This window comes from Amycolatopsis sp. WQ 127309 (assembly GCF_023023025.1).
GTDB lineage: Bacteria > Actinomycetota > Actinomycetes > Mycobacteriales > Pseudonocardiaceae > Amycolatopsis.
The window spans coordinates 1-17,344 of record NZ_CP095481.1; the positions used below are offsets into that span (position 1 = coordinate 1).

Here is a 17,344-nt window from a genome sequence, read left to right on the forward strand (position 1 = left end):
TGATCCGCGGGGCATCTCTCGTGACTGGGTGGGCATCACCGATGATCCAGCGGGCATCACTCGAATCGTGAGGGCGTGAGACCGGGCGCCGGGCGCCGGGGTGATCGGAGCCGCAACTCGCGTGATCCCGCACGGATCCCGCGTGACTGTGGCCGGATCTCGCGTGGTCCCGGCCGGGATTCACGTGACTCCGGACGGATCTCGCGTGTGTGAAGCCGAATCTCGCGTGATTGAGGCCGGAACTCGCGCACCGCGCGAGGGCAGCTCGCGCGCGAAGAGTCGGCTTGTGTCCCCAGCCGGTCAGCTCACGTACCCAGCCAGTCGACCACGTACTCGGACAGTCGGCTCACGTCCCGAACCGTCGGCTCGCGTACTTCGACGGTCGGCTTGCGTACCTAGACAGTCGGTTCGCGTACCCGGACGGTCTGCTCGCGTGATTGAGGCGCCGGCGCCCGTGATCAGGCGGGCGACACCGGTGATTCATAGGGTCACCACGTGGCCAGACGGCCGGCTCGCGTGTGTGACGGGTCAACTCGCGTGACTGGAAAGCCGACTCCCGTGATCAGACAGTCGACACGTGCTTCAAGAGCCGGCACGTGTGATTTGGAGAGTCGACACGTGATTCAGGAGCTGGCGCGCGTTATCGGGGTCGGCACGAGGCGGGCCGTGGTACCGGCGGCACTGGTTTTGGGCATAAAAAGAGGGCCTGGCCCGGGAGAACCGTGGTTCTCGACCGGGCCAGGCCCCTCTTCAACGAAATGTTCGGCGGTGTCCTACTCTCCCACAACCCTTCGGTTGCAGTACCATCGGCGCTGTCAAGCTTAGCTTCCGGGTTCGGAATGGGACCGGGCGTTTCCCTGACGCTAAAACCACCGAAACACTATCAAACACCCACACCCCCAAAAAGAGGGTCGTGTGGTGTTTCAGAACCGTAGAGTGGATGCGTAACACCTTCGTAGACAAGTCCTCGGCCTATTAGTACCAGTCAACTCGACAACACATTACTGTGCTTCCATATCTGGCCTATCAACCCAATGGTCTATTGGGGGCCTTAACCCACAAAGGGTGGGATACCTCATCTTGGAACAGGCTTCCCGCTTAGATGCCTTCAGCGGTTATCCCTTCCGAACGTGGCCAACCAGCCATGCCCCTGGCGGGACAACTGGCACACCAGAGGTTCGTCCGTCCCGGTCCTCTCGTACTAGGGACAGCCTTCCTCAAGTATCCTACGCGCGCGGCGGATAGGGACCGAACTGTCTCACGACGTTCTAAACCCAGCTCGCGTGCCGCTTTAATGGGCGAACAGCCCAACCCTTGGGACCTACTCCGGCCCCAGGATGCGACGAGCCGACATCGAGGTGCCAAACCATGCCGTCGATATGGACTCTTGGGCAAGATCAGCCTGTTATCCCCGGGGTACCTTTTATCCGTTGAGCGACACCCCTTCCACCAGGTGGTGCCGGATCACTAGTCCCGACTTTCGTCCCTGCTCGACATGTCTGTCTCACAGTCAAGCTCCCTTGTGCACTTGCACTCAACACCTGATTGCCAACCAGGCTGAGGGAACCTTTGGGCGCCTCCGTTACTCTTTAGGAGGCAACCGCCCCAGTTAAACTACCCATCAGGCACTGTCCCTGAACCAGATCATGGCCCGAGGTTCAGATTCCCAATTCGACCAGAGTGGTATTTCAACAATGACTCCACAGTAACTAGCGTCACCGCTTCACAGTCTCCCACCTATCCTACACAAGCCGAACCGAAAACCAATACCAAACTATAGTAAAGGTCCCGGGGTCTTTCCGTCCTGCCGCGCGTAACGAGCATCTTTACTCGTAGTGCAATTTCGCCGGGCCTGTGGTTGAGACAGCCGGAAAGTCGTTACGCCATTCGTGCAGGTCGGAACTTACCCGACAAGGAATTTCGCTACCTTAGGATGGTTATAGTTACCACCGCCGTTTACTGGCGCTTAAATTCTCAGCTTCACCCCCGAAGGGATTAACCGGTCCTCTTAACGTTCCAGCACCGGGCAGGCGTCAGTCCATATACATCGTCTTGCGACTTCGCATGGACCTGTGTTTTTAGTAAACAGTCGCTTTCCGCTGGTCTCTGCGGCCACCCACCCCTAGCTCGCGAAGAGCTTCAGGATGTTTGGCCCCCCTTCTCCCGAAGTTACGGGGGCATTTTGCCGAGTTCCTTAACCACAGTTCACCCGATCGCCTTAGTATTCTCTACCTGACCACCTGTGTTGGTTTGGGGTACGGGCCGTGCATGCACTCACTAGAGGCTTTTCTCGGCAGCATAGGATCACTCTACTTCGCCTCAAACGGCTACGCATCACGTCTCAGAGTATATAAAGCACGGATTTGCCTATGCTTTCTCCTACACGCTTACACCAGGACAACCATCGCCTGGCGGAGCTACCTTCCTGCGTCACCCCATCGCTTGACTACTACGAAATCAGGTCCCACGCTCCACACACACCCCTCCATCCGAAGACTTCAGGATATGGCTTTGGGTGGTTAGTATCAAACGCCTCGTCATGGGCGCACATGCTCGGGTACGGGAATATCAACCCGTTGTCCATCGACTACGCCTGTCGGCCTCGCCTTAGGTCCCGACTTACCCTGGGCGGATTAGCCTGGCCCAGGAACCCTTGGTCATCCGGCGGCAGAGTTTCTCACTCTGCATTCGCTACTCATGCCTGCATTCTCACTCCCACACCCTCCACCGCTAGCTTCCGCCACGGCTTCCCTGGGTGCAGGACGCTCCCCTACCCATCAACACGACTACACAACACCCTCAAGGAGCGAAGTGGATCTATTGTGTCAATGACACAGCTTCGGCGGTGTGCTTAAGCCCCGCTACATTGTCGGCGCAGGACCACTTGACCAGTGAGCTATTACGCACTCTTTCAAGGGTGGCTGCTTCTAAGCCAACCTCCTGGTTGTCTGGGCAATCCCACATCCTTTCCCACTGAGCACACACTTAGGGGCCTTAGCTGGTGTTCTGGGCTGTTTCCCTCTCGACGACGAAGCTTATCCCCCGCCGTCTCACTGCCGCACTCTCACACCACGGTATTCGGAGTTTGGTTGATTTCGGTAACCCGGTAAGGCCCCTAGACCATCCAGTAGCTCTACCCCCGTGGTGAAACATACGACGCTGCACCTAAATGCATTTCGGGGAGAACCAGCTATCACGGAGTTTGATTGGCCTTTCACCCCTACCCACAGCTCATCCCCTCAGTTTTCAACCTAAGTGGGTTCGGGCCTCCACGACGTCTTACCGTCGCTTCACCCTGGCCATGGGTAGATCACTCCGCTTCGGGTCTAGACCACGCGACTATATTCGCCCTATTCAGACTCGCTTTCGCTACGGCTACCCCACACGGGTTAACCTCGCCACGCAGCACTAACTCGCAGGCTCATTCTTCAAAAGGCACGCCATCACCATTACAGCTCTGACGGCTTGTAGGCACACGGTTTCAGGTACTCTTTCACTCCCCTCCCGGGGTACTTTTCATCTTTCCCTCACGGTACTAGTCCGCTATCGGTCTTCAGGAAGTATTTAGGCTTACCGGGTGGTCCCGGCAGATTCACAGCAAATTCCACGAGCTCGCTGCTACTCGGGAACACCACCAAGAACAACAACACAAGTTTTCGCGTACGGGGCTCTCACCCACTCCGGCCGCCCATCCCAAGGCGTTCCACTAACCCATGCGTCAATTCCGAAGAAATGTCAGTTCCTTCAAGGCGGGTCCCACAACACCGACTACACAACCCCTGACAGGTATCACATGCAATCGGTTTAGCCTCTTCCGCTTTCGCTCGCCACTACTCACGGAATCACGGTTGTTTTCTCTTCCTACGGGTACTGAGATGTTTCACTTCCCCGCGTTCCCTCCACACACCCTATATATTCAGGTGCGGGTAACACCACATCACTGGTGCTGGGTTTCCCCATTCGGAAATCCTCGGATCACAGCTCGGTTGACAGCTCCCCGAGGCTTATCGCAGCCTCCTACGTCCTTCATCGGCTCCTGAAGCCAAGACATCCACCATGTGCCCTTAACAACTTGACCACAAAGATGCTCGCATCCACTCTACAGTTCTCAAACACCACACCAGAAACAAACCACATTCCCAGGGCTATGCTCAGCCCCGAGGCGTGTTGCCTCAGGACCCAACAGTGTGCATAGCAAACAATCACCCTCCGAGGCGCCGGCTCCCTGTTCCACGACCATCCGAAGATGCTCAGTACTAGAGGAGGCATTGCCAACCAAGAGTGACCATAACCAGTAGTTCCACAATTCCTTGAGCAAGCCCGGCAACACTGCATTCGAGTGTTAAACCGTGCCCACCCCACGCTCTGGTTCCGGGTATCCCGGGAACGTGGATGTGTTGTGCTCCTTAGAAAGGAGGTGATCCAGCCGCACCTTCCGGTACGGCTACCTTGTTACGACTTCGTCCCAATCGCCAGTCCCACCTTCGACCACTCCCTCCCCGAAGGGTTGGGCCATGGGCTTCGGGTGTTACCGACTTTCATGACGTGACGGGCGGTGTGTACAAGGCCCGGGAACGTATTCACCGCAGCGTTGCTGATCTGCGATTACTAGCGACTCCGACTTCACGCAGTCGAGTTGCAGACTGCGATCCGAACTGAGACCGGCTTTAAGGGATTCGCTCCACCTCGCGGTATCGCAGCCCTCTGTACCAGCCATTGTAGCATGTGTGAAGCCCTGGACATAAGGGGCATGATGACTTGACGTCATCCCCACCTTCCTCCGAGTTGACCCCGGCAGTCTCCCACGAGTCCCCGCCATAACGCGCTGGCAACGTAGGATAAGGGTTGCGCTCGTTGCGGGACTTAACCCAACATCTCACGACACGAGCTGACGACAGCCATGCACCACCTGTACACCAACCACAAGGGAAGCCCCATCTCTGGGGATGTCTGGCGCATGTCAAGCCCAGGTAAGGTTCTTCGCGTTGCATCGAATTAATCCACATGCTCCGCCGCTTGTGCGGGCCCCCGTCAATTCCTTTGAGTTTTAGCCTTGCGGCCGTACTCCCCAGGCGGGGTGCTTAATGCGTTAGCTACGGCACGGACAACGTGGAATGTCGCCCACACCTAGCACCCACCGTTTACAGCGTGGACTACCAGGGTATCTAATCCTGTTCGCTCCCCACGCTTTCGCTCCTCAGCGTCAGTATCGGCCCAGAGACCCGCCTTCGCCACCGGTGTTCCTCCTGATATCTGCGCATTTCACCGCTACACCAGGAATTCCAGTCTCCCCTACCGAACTCAAGTCTGCCCGTATCGACTGCACGCTGAAGGTTAAGCCTCCAGATTTCACAGCCGACGCGACAAACCGCCTACGAGCTCTTTACGCCCAATAAATCCGGACAACGCTTGCACCCTACGTATTACCGCGGCTGCTGGCACGTAGTTAGCCGGTGCTTCTTATCCAGGTACCGTCACTTGCGCTTCGTCCCTGGCGAAAGAGGTTTACAACCCGAAGGCCGTCATCCCTCACGCGGCGTCGCTGCATCAGGCTTTCGCCCATTGTGCAATATTCCCCACTGCTGCCTCCCGTAGGAGTCTGGGCCGTGTCTCAGTCCCAGTGTGGCCGGTCACCCTCTCAGGCCGGCTACCCGTCGTCGCCTTGGTAGGCCACTACCCCACCAACAAGCTGATAGGCCGCGGGTTCATCCTGCACCGCCAGAACTTTCAACAACACTCCATGCGAAGCGTTGTGATATCCGGTATTAGACCTCGTTTCCAAGGCTTATCCCAGAGTGCAGGGCAGATTACCCACGTGTTACTCACCCGTTCGCCACTAATCCACCCGAAGGCTTCATCGTTCGACTTGCATGTGTTAAGCACGCCGCCAGCGTTCGTCCTGAGCCAGGATCAAACTCTCCAACAATGAACAGTCTGATCGAGACTATGTACTCAATCAATCTCAAAGGAACCTCAATACGAGGTTATATAAGCTCTACTGGCTTAGTTCACTAGCACACTGTTGAGTTCTCAAGCAACACACTCTGACATCACCCACGTTATCCGCGGGCTCAACCTCGGCGATTGTTTCAAGCTATTTGGTGGGACACCCACTCAATCGCTTCTGCGAGAGCTTGGTTCGTGTCCCCGCCGCTCGGTTTCCCTGGCGACTTGGAGAACTTTACATGCCCCGAAACCGCCCGAAACAGGGGGGTCCGTTAACAAGATCAGCGCAGGTCAGAACCCCTGACGGAGCCCGTCCGAGCCTCAGTGTGCCCCCGGAGCCCCGAGAGCGCCAGGGGAAATCCCCGGAAGCAGCCGAGGAGAGCACGGAAAGAACATTGCTCCGAGTACATTGCGCCGTATTGCTCCGCGACAAAGCTCCGCCTAGCGTCGAAGACATGACCTCCACTCACGACGACGCGGGACCGAAGGACGCGACCGCTGTCCTGCTCGTCCACGGCCACCCCTTCGACCGCTCGATGTGGCGGCCCCAGGTCGAGCACCTGACCGAGCTGGGCTACCGCGTCGTCGTCCCCGACCTCCGCGGCTACGGCACCTACAAGACCGGCACCCACAAGACCGGAGCGACCAAGACCGGCCTCGACGTCTTCGCGAACGACCTCGTCGAGCTGGCCGATCACCTCGGTATCGAGAGCTTCGTGCTCGGCGGCCTCTCCATGGGCGGCCAGATCGTCATGCAGACCGTCGCCCGCCACCCGGACCGCGTCAGCGCCCTCCTGCTGGCCGACACCTTCGCCGGCCTGGACACCCCCGAGGTGAGACAGGGCCGCGTCGACACCGCGGCGAGGATCACGCACGAAGGCATGGAGCGCTACGCCGAGGAGCTGCTCCCCAAGATGATCTCGCCGACGACCCGCGCGACCAGGCCGGACGTCGAGGAGCACGTCAGGAGGATGATGCGCGACGCTCCCGCCAAGGGGGCCGCGGCCGCACTGAGAGGACGCGCCGAGCGCCCGGACTACACCCCTGGTCTCAAGACCATCGCCGTCCCCACCCTCGTAGTAGTAGGAAGTGACGACGAGTTCACCCCGGTGGCGGACGCCGAACGGATCCACCGGGAAGTGCGGGGTTCGACCCTGGTGGTGATCGACGGCGCGGGCCACTTGCCTAACCTGGAGCGCGAGACCGAGTTCAACGAAGCGCTCAGCACCTTCCTGACCACAAGCGGAGCCAAGCCATGACCCAGCAGACCGTGTTCGTGACCGGCGCCAGCGCCGGCTTCGGTGACGCCATCACCCGCCGGTTCGTCGCCGAGGGCGCCCGGGTGATCGCCGTCGCGCGCAGTGAGGACAAGCTCGAGAAGCTCGCCGGGGAACTCGGCGACGCCGTCCTCCCCGTGACCCTCGACGTCAGCGACCCCGAAGCGGTCAAGACGAAGATCGGCTCTCTCCCGCAGGGCTGGAAAGAGGTCGACGTCCTGGTCAACAACGCCGGACTGGCGAAGGGCCTCCAGCCCGCGCACCAGGCCGACCTCGCCGACTGGGACGAGATGATCGCGACCAACGTCCGCGGCCTCACCCACGTCACGCGCGCGCTGCTGCCCGGGATGGTCGAGCGCGGCCGCGGCCACGTGCTCAACATCGGCTCGATCGCCGGCACCTACCCCTACCCCGGCGGCAACGTCTACGGCGCGACCAAGGCGTTCGTCCACCAGTTCAGCCTCAACCTCCGCAGCGACCTGCACGGCACCGGCGTCCGGGTGACGAACATCGAGCCCGGCATGGTCGGCGGCACGGACTTCTCGAAGGTCCGCTTCGACGGCGACCAGGGCAAGGCCGACAAGGTCTACGCAGGCACCACCCCGCTGACGGCGGACGACGTCGCCGAGTCCGTCTACTGGGCCGCGAGCCAGCCGGAGCACGTGAACATCAACGTCATCGAGCTGATGCCGGTGGTGCAGAGCTTCTCCGCGCTGCAGATCCACCGCGAGTCCTAGAAGAGGGCGAAGAGCGCCTGCTGCGCCGGGTCCCGCTCGGTCGGCAGGCGCCCGGTCCGCGGCCGACCGCCGGTCGACGGGTAGTGCAGCACCAGCTCGCCGATGCCCGCGAGCCGTTCGAGCAGCTCGCTCACGGACAGGTTCATCCCGGCCCGGTCGGCCTCGCGCCGCATCAGGTGCGTCACCGTCGCGGCGAGCACCGAGACGAGCCCGTGCGCGGCGATCCGCTGCCGCGTCCACTCCCAGCGCGGGGTGGGGCCGGTGACGGCGGGCCCGGTCAGCCAGCGGAACGTCGACTCGAGGTGGGTGCGCGCCCGGTAGGCGGTGACGAGCTCGGCGACCGGCCAGTCCCGGTCGGTGACCAGCACCTGCTTGCCGAAGAACTCGTCGTCGAGGCGGGCAACAGCGGCGGTGTCGATCCGCCGCTCGAGGCGGATCTCCCCGGCCCGGCTCCCGCTCAGCACCGCGGTGAGCACGCGCTCGACGCGCCGGCCGCGGGTGACGCGGCCGATCTCGGCGTGCACCTGGGCGCGGTCGCCGCGGTGGGTGCCCGCCGCCAAGGCGCCGGCCAGGCCGTCCAGCTCGCGGGTCGCGGTGGCCAGTTCGTCGGCGAACGCGCGCGACTGCGCCGCGTGCAGCGTCGCCGAGTGCGTGAGGACGACCCGCCGCCGGACGCCGTCGACGACCGCGTGCGTGTCCAGCGCGGTGAGACCGGCGAACCGCTCGGGGTCGACGCGCTTGCGGGCGGACGCGGGCTGGGTCAGCAGCTCGGGGTGATCGGTCAGCGGCAGCGAGCCGACGAACCCGCTGCGTGAGCCCAGGTCGAGCTGGGCGGCCTGGCCCGTGTGGAAGATGAGCGTCGCCGGGCCCAGCTCGCCGGTCAGCGCGGCGAACGTCGGGGCCGTGCCGTCGTCGCGCCGGTACAGCCGCGAGCCGAGCGGGATCGCGCCGTCGCGGGTCACCCGCAGGCCCACGCCGGCGAGCACGCTCTGGCAGGCCGAAGGCAGCGTGCAGTCCGCGGCGGCGAACGCGGCGAACTGCGGGACGTCGACGGCGAGGGCCGCGTGGTCGTCGAGGATCTCCAAGACCGCGGCGGCGACGGTCTCCTCGATGCGCGTGATCCGTTCGGGGGTCAGCCTTTCCAGCGCCCGCCAGAACCCGTCCACTGTGGACACCCGGGGCCGCACCAGGTCCGGGGCGGCCCCGGTCGCCCACCAGTCCGCGATCGGTGTGTCCGGCGCGGTGGCCCGGTGCAGCACCGCGATCGCCAGCGTCAGCCCGAGCGTGGTCTTCGCGCGCTGGGGCCCGGCGACCTCGTCGACGCGGCGGACGAAGTCGAGCCGCCGCAGCGTGGCCCACACCGCGGCGACGTCGCCGTACGCGCGGTAGCGTGCCGACGCCGGTTCACCGCCCGGGACGGCACGGGCGATCTCGTCGGCGGTACCGAGGTAACGTTGAGTCACCACACGCGGCTTGCCGTCCACCCGCGCGGACTCCGCGAGGTAGTAGTACGTCCGTCCGCCGATCTTCTTCCCGATCACCGAGGCCACCCTTTAGGTAATACACGCCGAGTGGCTGATCGACAACCATCCCGCCGCGCTGACCTGCGGCGACGATCACGATCCACGATCGGGTGAGCCGGGTGTGGAAGACACACTGGCTGGTCGCACGAGGACGGTCCTAGCGTGGGCGGAATGGGACCCGATCCTGACGCCACCACCCCGACCGCCTCCGCGATGCGCCGTGCGCTCGCCCGGGCGCGTGACGGGAAGACACTCGACGTAGCCGAGGCGAGCGTCCTGCTGCACGCCCGCGGTGAAGATCTGGGGAAGCTGTCCGAGTACGCCTCCCGCATCCGTGACGCCGGTCTCGCCGAGGCCGGCCGCGCGGGTGTCATCACCTACAGCCGCAAGGTCTTCATCCCGCTCACCCGGCTCTGCCGCGACCGCTGCGGCTACTGCACGTTCGTCACCGTGCCCGGCCGGCTCGAATCGCCGTTCCTCTCGCCCGACGAGGTCCTCGACATCGCCCGCAAGGGTGCCGAGATGGGCTGCAAAGAAGCCCTGTTCACCCTCGGCGACCGCCCCGAGGACCGCTGGACGGCCGCCCGCGACTGGCTCGACGCGCACGGCTACGACGACACACTCTCCTACGTCCGCGCGATGGCGATCCGGGTGCTGGAGGAGACCGGCCTGCTGCCGCACCTCAACCCCGGGGTCCTGACCTGGCAGGACTTCCAGCGGCTCAAGCCGGTCGCGCCGTCGATGGGCATGATGCTGGAGACCACCGCGACCCGGCTGTGGAGCGAGAAGGGCGGCCCGCACTACGGGTCGCCGGACAAGGACCCCGCCGTCCGGCTGCGCGTGCTCGAAGACGCCGGCCGCAGCAGCGTCCCGTTCACCACCGGCGTGCTGATCGGCATCGGCGAGACGCACGAGGAGCGCGCGGACGCGCTGTTCGAGATCCGCAAGGTCGCCAAGACCTACGGCGGCGTCCAGGAAGTCATCGTGCAGAACTTCCGGGCCAAGCCGGACACGAAGATGCGCGCGACGCCGGACGCCGACCTCGAAGAGCTGGCCGCGAACATCGCCGTGGCACGGCTCGTGCTCGGCCCGAAGATGCGCATCCAGGCGCCGCCGAACCTGATCGGCAACCAGTACGACCTGATGATCCGCGCCGGGATCGACGACTGGGGCGGCGTCTCGCCGCTGACCCCGGACCACGTCAACCCGGAACGCGCGTGGCCGCAGATCGACGAGCTGGCCCGCCGCACCGAGAAGGCCGGCTTCGAGCTGAAGGAACGGCTCACGATCTACCCCGAGTACGTCAAGGCCGGCGAGCCGTGGCTGGATCCGCGGATCACGCGGCACGTCGCCGCGCTCGTCGACCCGGCCACCGGGATGGCGCGCGAGGACGCGATGCCGGTCGGCATCCCGTGGCAGGAGCCGGACGGCGGCTGGCAGCAGTCCGGCCGCACCGACCTGCACACCGAGATCGACACCACCGGCCGCACGGAAGACCGCCGGAGCGACTTCGACTCGGTGTACGGGGACTGGAAGGAGATCGGCGACCGGATCAAGACCGGGCCGCAGAAGTTCGACTCCACCGTCATGGAAGCCTTGCGCAGTGCGGAAAAGGACCCCGCCGGGCTGTCCGACGACGCCGCGCTGGCGCTGCTGTCCGCCGACGGCAAGGAGCTCGACGCCTTCACGAAGCTCGCCGACGACCTGCGCCGCGAGACGGTCGGCGACGACGTCACCTTCGTCGTCACGCGGAACATCAACTTCACCAACGTCTGCTACACGGGTTGCCGCTTCTGCGCCTTCGCGCAGCGTCGCACCGACGCCGACGCGTACACGCTCTCGCTGGAGCAGGTCGGCGACCGCGTCGACGAGGCGTGGGCCGCGGGCGCGACCGAGATCTGCATGCAGGGCGGCATCCACCCGGACCTGCCGGGCACCGCGTACTTCGACCTCGCGGCCGAGGTGAAACGCCGTCAGCCGGGCATCCACCTGCACTCCTACAGCCCGATGGAGGTCGTCAACGGCGCTTCGCGGACCAACCTCTCGCTGCGCGACTGGCTGATCCAGGCGAAGGAGTCCGGCGTCGACTCGCTGCCGGGCACGGCCGCGGAGATCCTCGACGACGACGTCCGCTGGGTGCTCACCAAGGGCAAGCTGCCGACGTCGGAGTGGATCAAGGTCGTCACCACCGCGCACGAGGTCGGGCTGCCGACGACGTCCACGATGATGTACGGCCACGTCGACACGCCGGCGCACTGGGTCGCGCACCTGAAGCTGCTCGCGAAGCTGCAGCGTGACGGCCTCGAGAAGCACGGCAAGCGCGGCTTCTCCGAGTTCGTGCTGCTGCCGTTCATCCACCAGAGCTCGCCGATCTACCTCGCCGGGCTCGCCCGGCCGGGGGCGACGCAGAACGAGAACCGGGCGGTGCACGCGCTGTCCCGGCTGCTGCTGCACGGGATGATCGACAACATCCAGAGCTCCTGGGTGAAGCTCGGCACCGAGGGCAGCCGCGCGGTGCTGCAGGGCGGCGTCAACGACATCGGCGGCACGCTGATGGAGGAGACGATCAGCCGGATGGCCGGCGCGTCGAACGGCTCGTACAAGACGATCAGCGACATGCGCGAGATGGTCGAGCCGCTGGGCCGCCCGCTCGTGCAGCGGACGACGGGGTACGGCCGGCCCTCGGCCGAGCGGATCGCCGCGGCGGAGGCGTCCGACGGCGTCGCCACTGCGGTTCGCAAGCCACTGCTGCCTCTGCTCACGCCGTAGAAACCGGTAGCGGGCGCCCGGCTCCGGGGCGCCCGCTACTCTTCGGCCGCATGGGGGTTTTCCGCTTCGCACCAGTTCTCTTCGTCGCGCTTCTCGCGGGTTGCGGCACTCCGCCGCCTCCGCCGCCCGTTCCGCTGCCGACCACGACGCCGAGCCCGACGTACGCGCCGCCGCCGTCGAATGGCCTGTCCCTTTCGGTCGGCCAGGTCGAAGCCGGGCTCGGGCACCGCGCGAGCGTGCTGACGCTGACCAACCGGGACAGCGAGCCGCGCAAGGTCACCGGCTACCCGGACCTGAAGATCCTGGCGGGCGACGGCTCGCCGCTCGACGTCAAAGTCCTTCACGAGACGTCCTACTTCGCGCCCGATCCCGGCCCGCAAGACTTGACTGTCCAACCTGGTGGGACGGTCCTGTCCGTGCTCGCCTGGTCGGCCACCGTCACGAGCGGCGACAAGCACACGGGCGCGGCGATCTCGGTGATCCCGATCCCCGGGGAACCCGCGCAGACGCAGCCGCTGGACACCGACCTCGGCACCACCGACACCGTCGAGCTCAGCGCGTGGGCCACCGAAATCGGCTACTGACCACCTTGTGTCACCGCTCACAAACCCACGGTTCACCGCCGGGGCGTTGTGCTACTTGTTTTCCTCACGACCAGGGCAAGCACCGTAGCTTCAACTGCCGGAAGGACTTCGATGAGCACCTCCGTGGCCGCGCTGGACATGATCGACTCGGACCGCTATCCGCTCACTGATACCGGCAGCGAAGCGTGGCGGGCGGTCGTCGCCCGCACCCGCGCGGAGCTCGCCGACGTCGGCTGCAGCGTCCTCGCCGACTTCATCCGGCCGGAGCTGCACGAGGTCCTGCGGGCCGAGTGCGCCGCGCTCGAACCGCACGCGTACACGAAGATCGAAAAGGTCAACGCCTACAACACCGCGATCGACGCGGACCTGCCCGAAGACCACCCCGGCCGGCGGATCATGGAGCGGGGCAACGCCTTCGTCGCGCGCGACCACATCCCGGCCGGTGCGATCATCGGCCGGCTCTACGGCAGCCCGGTGTTCCAGCGGTTCATCGCCGACTGCTTCGGGTTGCCGGAGCTGCACGAGCTCGCGGACCCGCTGTCCGGGCTGACGCTCAACGTGATCGCGCCCGGCCGCGCGCACCCGTGGCACTTCGACACGAACTCCTACACCGTCAGCATGCTGACGCAGGCCGCGAGCGACGGCGGGACGTTCGAATACTGCCCGAACATCCGTTCCGCCGAGGCGGAGAACTTCTCCGCCGTGCGGGGCGTTCTTTCCGGCGAAAGCACCCATCCGGTCCAGCGCCTCGGCCTCCGTCCGGGCGATCTGCAGTTGTTCAAAGGCCGCTTCGCCTTGCATCGGGTCACTAGGGTGGAAGGGAAGATCGCGCGCCACTCGGCGATCTTCGCTTACAGCGAGCGCCCCGGCGTCATCGGCAGCCCGGAGCGGACCAGGCAGCTCTTCGGCCGGGTCCTGCCTGAGCACCTGGCTGGTCACGCTGTGCGGGGCGACGCCCTGCTCGACTAGATCTAGGAGCCTGGCCCGTGCCTTTCGACTCGACCGGCAAGATCTCGTTCGACCACATTTACACCGCGCCCGACCCCCGTCCGTTCTTCGGAACGTTGCAGCGCGTGGATTACCAGATTCCGCAACTGGCGAAGCCGTACTTCACGAAACTGATCGAGGAATACCAGGCGGAACGCGGAATCGCGCGGCCGACCGTGCTCGACGTCGGCTGTTCCTACGGCGTCAACAGCGCGTTGCTGCGGTGCGAAACGACCCTGGACGACCTCTACGAGCAGTACACCGCGCCCGGCGTCGAGAGCCTCGGCCGCGCCGCGCTGATCGAGCGTGACCAGCGGCTCGTGCGCAGCCGCGCGACCTCCGACGGTGCCCGGTTCTTCGGCCTCGACGCCGCGGGGGCGGCGCTGGACTACGCGCGTGAAGCGGGCTTCCTGGACGAGACGATCTACGCCGACTTCGAGCGCTACGACCCGGACGAGAAGCAGCAGGCGCTCCTCGATCAGGTGGATCTCGTCGTGTCGACCGGCTGTGTCGGCTACGTCACCGAGAAGACGATCGCCCGGATCGCGCGCGGCTCCCGGCCGTGGATGGCGCACTTCGTGCTCCGGATGTTCTCCTACGACCCGGTCGCGGAAAGCCTCGCCGAGCTGGGCTACGAGACCGCGGCCATCGACGGCGTCTACCGCCAGCGGCGGTTCGCGAGCGCCGAAGAGCAGGCGCACATCATCGAGTCGCTGGGCGCGGCCGGCGTCGACCCCGAAGGGTTCGAGTCCGACGGCTGGCTGTACGCGCAGCTGTATGTTTCCCGACCGAAGAAGGGTGCGGCCGCCGGACTGGCTTCCGCGCTCAGCACGGTTTCCACTGACTGACGAGGATGACAGAGTGAGCAGTCCGGAATGGTCCCCCCGCACGTTCGGCAACGAGGACCGGCTTCCCCGGGTCCCCGTGCCCGCTCTGGCCGACAGCGGCCGCCGCTTCCTGGAATGGTGCGGTCCGCTGCTGACGCCGGACGAGCTGGCGGAGACCGAAGCGGCGGTCGCGGGTTTCCTCGCGCCCGGCAGCCCGGCCCACGAACTGCAGGCCGCGCTGGAGGAGTACGACTCCTCACCCGGCGTGCACAGCTGGCTGGACACCTTCTGGCCGTACCGCTACCTCGGCCGCCGCGACCGGATCGCGCTCAACGCCAACTTCTTCTTCCTGTTCGCCGAATCGCCGCTGGGCCAGGTGGAACGCGCGGCCGAGCTGACCGCGTCCGCCGTGGACTACAAGCTGCGGCTCGACGACGAACTGGTGCCGCCGGTGCTCGTGCGCGGCACGCCGCAGTCGATGGTGCAGCACAAGTTCCTGTTCTCGGCCACGCGCATCCCGGGCGAGGTGCTGGACAGTGCGCGGACGCCGTACCGCGACGGCTGGGAAGGGCCGTCGCGGGCGCGGCACGTCGTGGTGTTCCACCGGAACACGCCGTTCCGGATGGACGTCGTCGCCGAAGACGGCCGCCCGTACTCCGCCGAGCAGCTCGCCGACGGCCTGCGGGCGATCCTCAAGGACGACCACGCCACGGACGTGCCCGCCGGGCACTTCACCACGAAGGCCCGCGCGGAGTGGGCGGCCAGCCGGCAGGCCCTGCTGGACGCGGGCAACGCCGAAGCTCTCGAAACCCTCGAGACGGCGTTGTTCTGCGTGTGCCTGGACGACGTGACGCCGTCGACCACGCTCGAAGCCGCGGACCAGCTGCTGTACGGCGCCAACCGCTGGTACGACAAGGCCGTCTCGCTGATCGTGTTCGAGGACGGCACCGCCGGGATCAACGTCGAGCACTGCGAGCTCGACGGCACCACGATCCTCGGCTTCACCGACGCGCTGCTGAGCGGGGACCGGCTGCCGCGGGACGCCGCCGACGGCGTCCCGGGGTTCGAGCCGGTCGGGTTCACGCTGACCGGCGGCCTCCGCGACGACGCCCGCGCCGCCGGGGAGTCCTTCGCGGCGTACGCGGACGCGACGGCCACGCAGACCGTGTCGTTCGACTTCGGCGCCAACCGCGTGAAGGAGCTGGGGATGTCCCCCGACGCCTTCGCGCAGATGGCCTACCAGCTCGCGCACAAGCGCGCGAAGGGCCTGACGGGCGCGACGTACGAGTCGATCGCCACCCGGCAGTTCCGCAACGGCCGGACCGAGGCCATGCGCGTCGTGACGCCGGAGGTCTTCCGGTTCGTCGCGGCGATGGAAGACGGCTCGCCCGAGGAAAAGCGGGAAGCGTTCCGCACGGCGGCCGCGAAGCACGTCTCGCGGGCGAAGGAGTGCCAGGCCGGTGACGCGCCGGAGCAGCACCTGTGGGAGCTGCAGCTGATCGCCAAGCGCCGCGGTGACACGGAGACGCCGGCGTTGTACAGCTCGCCGGGCTGGCTGAAGATGCGGGACGACTACCTGAGCACCAGCTCGGCGCCGTCGGTGAACATCCAGTACTTCGGCTTCGGCTCGACGAGCCCGCAGTGCATCGGCATCGCGTACGTGCTGCTGCCGGACCGCTGGAACCTCTACCTCAGCACGCCGAAGCACGTGTCGTCGGAGATGTACCGCTTCGCCGACGAACTCGCGAAGGCCGTCAGCGAGCTGCAGGAGCTGCTGGCCGGCGGCTGAGCAAGCGGCGCAACCAGCTCAGCCGGGCGGCCCGCGCCGCCCGGCTGAGCGCTGTTTCGGGTGCCAGCGACTCGAAGCCGTGGAACCCACCGGGCCACACGTGCAGTTCCGCCTCGCCACCCGCCCGCCAGAGGCGGCTCGCGTAGGCGACGACCTCGTCGCGGAACGTCTCCGCCGTGCCGACGTCCAGGAACGCGGGCGGCAGCCCGGAAAGGTCGGTCGCGCGGGCCGGTGCGGCGTACGGCGGCACGTCGCGAAGGTCTCCCAGGTACGCCGCCCAGCCGACGTTGTTGGCCGTGCGGTCCCACAGGCCGCGGCCGTCGAGGTCGAGCGCCGACGGCGTGTTGTCGCGGTCGTCGAGCATCGGGCAGATCAGCAGCTGCCCGGCGAGTTCCGGGCCGCCGCGGTCGCGGGCGAGCAGGGCCGTGGCCGCCGCCAGCCCGCCACCCGCGCTGACGCCGCCGATCACGATCGGACCGGCGAGCCGCCCGGCCGTCCACGACAGACCGGCGTAGCAGTCTTCGACCGGCGCCGGGTACGGGTGCTCGGGCGCGAGCCGGTAACCGGGCGAGACGATGGTGACGCCGAGTTCCCCGGCCCAGCGCAGCACGTTCGGCACGTCCGGGCCGAGGTGGCTGCCGACGATCAGGCCGCCGCCGTGGATGTAGTAGAGGACACCGCGGCTCTCGGGCGGGCGCGCGACCAGCAACGGCACCTCCCCCGCGTGCTCCTCCGCGAACGCGAACCCCGGGTGCGCCGCGGCCAGCTCGTCGACGGTCTGCTCGGCACCGGCGACGAACTCACGGCGCGCGGTGACGTCGTCCGGCGTGCTCAGCGGCGGACGGGCCGCTCGCAGCTGCTCGACGATCGGCGCCAGCTCCGGGTCGAACGGCGGTGGCGGCACG

The 17,344-nt window shown here is 65.9% G+C and carries 9 protein-coding genes and 3 rRNA genes; 7 read left to right on the plus strand and 5 right to left on the minus strand.

The window, feature by feature from the left end; genetic code table 11:
* Positions 1-760: 760 nt before the first annotated feature.
* From rrf to MUY22_RS00015, 3 genes are all read right to left on the minus strand, one after another.
* Positions 761-877 (minus strand): 5S ribosomal RNA (rrf, locus tag MUY22_RS00005).
* Between the two features lie 78 nt (positions 878-955).
* Positions 956-4,078: ribosomal RNA gene (locus MUY22_RS00010) — 23S ribosomal RNA — on the minus strand.
* 332 nt (positions 4,079-4,410) lie between these two features.
* Positions 4,411-5,926: ribosomal RNA gene (locus MUY22_RS00015) — 16S ribosomal RNA — on the minus strand.
* The 16S, 23S and 5S rRNA genes sit together here, the layout of an rRNA operon.
* Before the next feature lie 475 nt (positions 5,927-6,401).
* On the opposite strand from MUY22_RS00015, the gene MUY22_RS00020 reads away from it, so the two are divergent.
* A complete protein-coding gene (locus MUY22_RS00020) occupies positions 6,402-7,205 on the plus strand; it encodes an alpha/beta fold hydrolase (RefSeq protein WP_247055622.1) in 804 nt (267 codons plus the stop codon).
* On the plus strand, positions 7,202-7,960 hold the full coding sequence (locus MUY22_RS00025) for an SDR family oxidoreductase (RefSeq protein ID WP_247055624.1): 759 nt from the start codon (positions 7,202-7,204) through the stop codon (positions 7,958-7,960). The genes MUY22_RS00020 and MUY22_RS00025 overlap by 4 nt, the downstream gene beginning before the upstream one ends.
* On the opposite strand, the gene MUY22_RS00030 is transcribed toward MUY22_RS00025, so the two are convergent.
* A complete protein-coding gene (locus tag MUY22_RS00030; protein ID WP_247055626.1) occupies positions 7,957-9,501 on the minus strand; it encodes a transposase in 1,545 nt (514 codons plus the stop codon). The genes MUY22_RS00025 and MUY22_RS00030 overlap by 4 nt on opposite strands.
* A 153-nt stretch (positions 9,502-9,654) precedes the next feature.
* On the opposite strand from MUY22_RS00030, the gene MUY22_RS00035 reads away from it, so the two are divergent.
* The 5 genes from MUY22_RS00035 (at position 9,655) to MUY22_RS00055 (ending at position 16,439) form a co-directional block, all read left to right on the plus strand.
* Complete coding sequence (locus MUY22_RS00035) at positions 9,655-12,252, plus strand: bifunctional FO biosynthesis protein CofGH (RefSeq protein ID WP_256475284.1); 2,598 nt, start codon at positions 9,655-9,657, stop codon at positions 12,250-12,252.
* 50 nt (positions 12,253-12,302) lie between these two features.
* Positions 12,303-12,836: a DUF4232 domain-containing protein gene (locus tag MUY22_RS00040; RefSeq protein WP_247055628.1), complete on the plus strand. Its 534-nt coding sequence runs from the start codon at positions 12,303-12,305 to the stop codon at positions 12,834-12,836.
* 111 nt (positions 12,837-12,947) lie between these two features.
* On the plus strand, positions 12,948-13,805 hold the full coding sequence (locus tag MUY22_RS00045) for an arpA protein (RefSeq protein WP_247055630.1): 858 nt from the start codon (positions 12,948-12,950) through the stop codon (positions 13,803-13,805).
* Positions 13,806-13,822: 17 nt separating this feature from the next.
* Positions 13,823-14,671 carry a class I SAM-dependent methyltransferase gene (locus MUY22_RS00050; protein ID WP_247055632.1) on the plus strand — a complete coding sequence of 283 codons (849 nt, stop codon included), beginning with the start codon at positions 13,823-13,825 and terminating at the stop codon, positions 14,669-14,671.
* Positions 14,672-14,684: 13 nt separating this feature from the next.
* Positions 14,685-16,439, plus strand: coding sequence for a choline/carnitine O-acyltransferase (locus MUY22_RS00055; RefSeq protein WP_247055633.1), 1,755 nt, complete (start codon positions 14,685-14,687; stop codon positions 16,437-16,439).
* Here the strand turns inward: MUY22_RS00055 and MUY22_RS00060 are convergent.
* The gene (locus tag MUY22_RS00060) at positions 16,405-17,343 is read right to left on the minus strand and encodes an alpha/beta hydrolase (protein WP_247055635.1); all 939 of its coding nucleotides are present in this window, start codon (positions 17,341-17,343) and stop codon (positions 16,405-16,407) included. The genes MUY22_RS00055 and MUY22_RS00060 overlap by 35 nt on opposite strands.
* Position 17,344 lies beyond the last annotated feature (1 nt).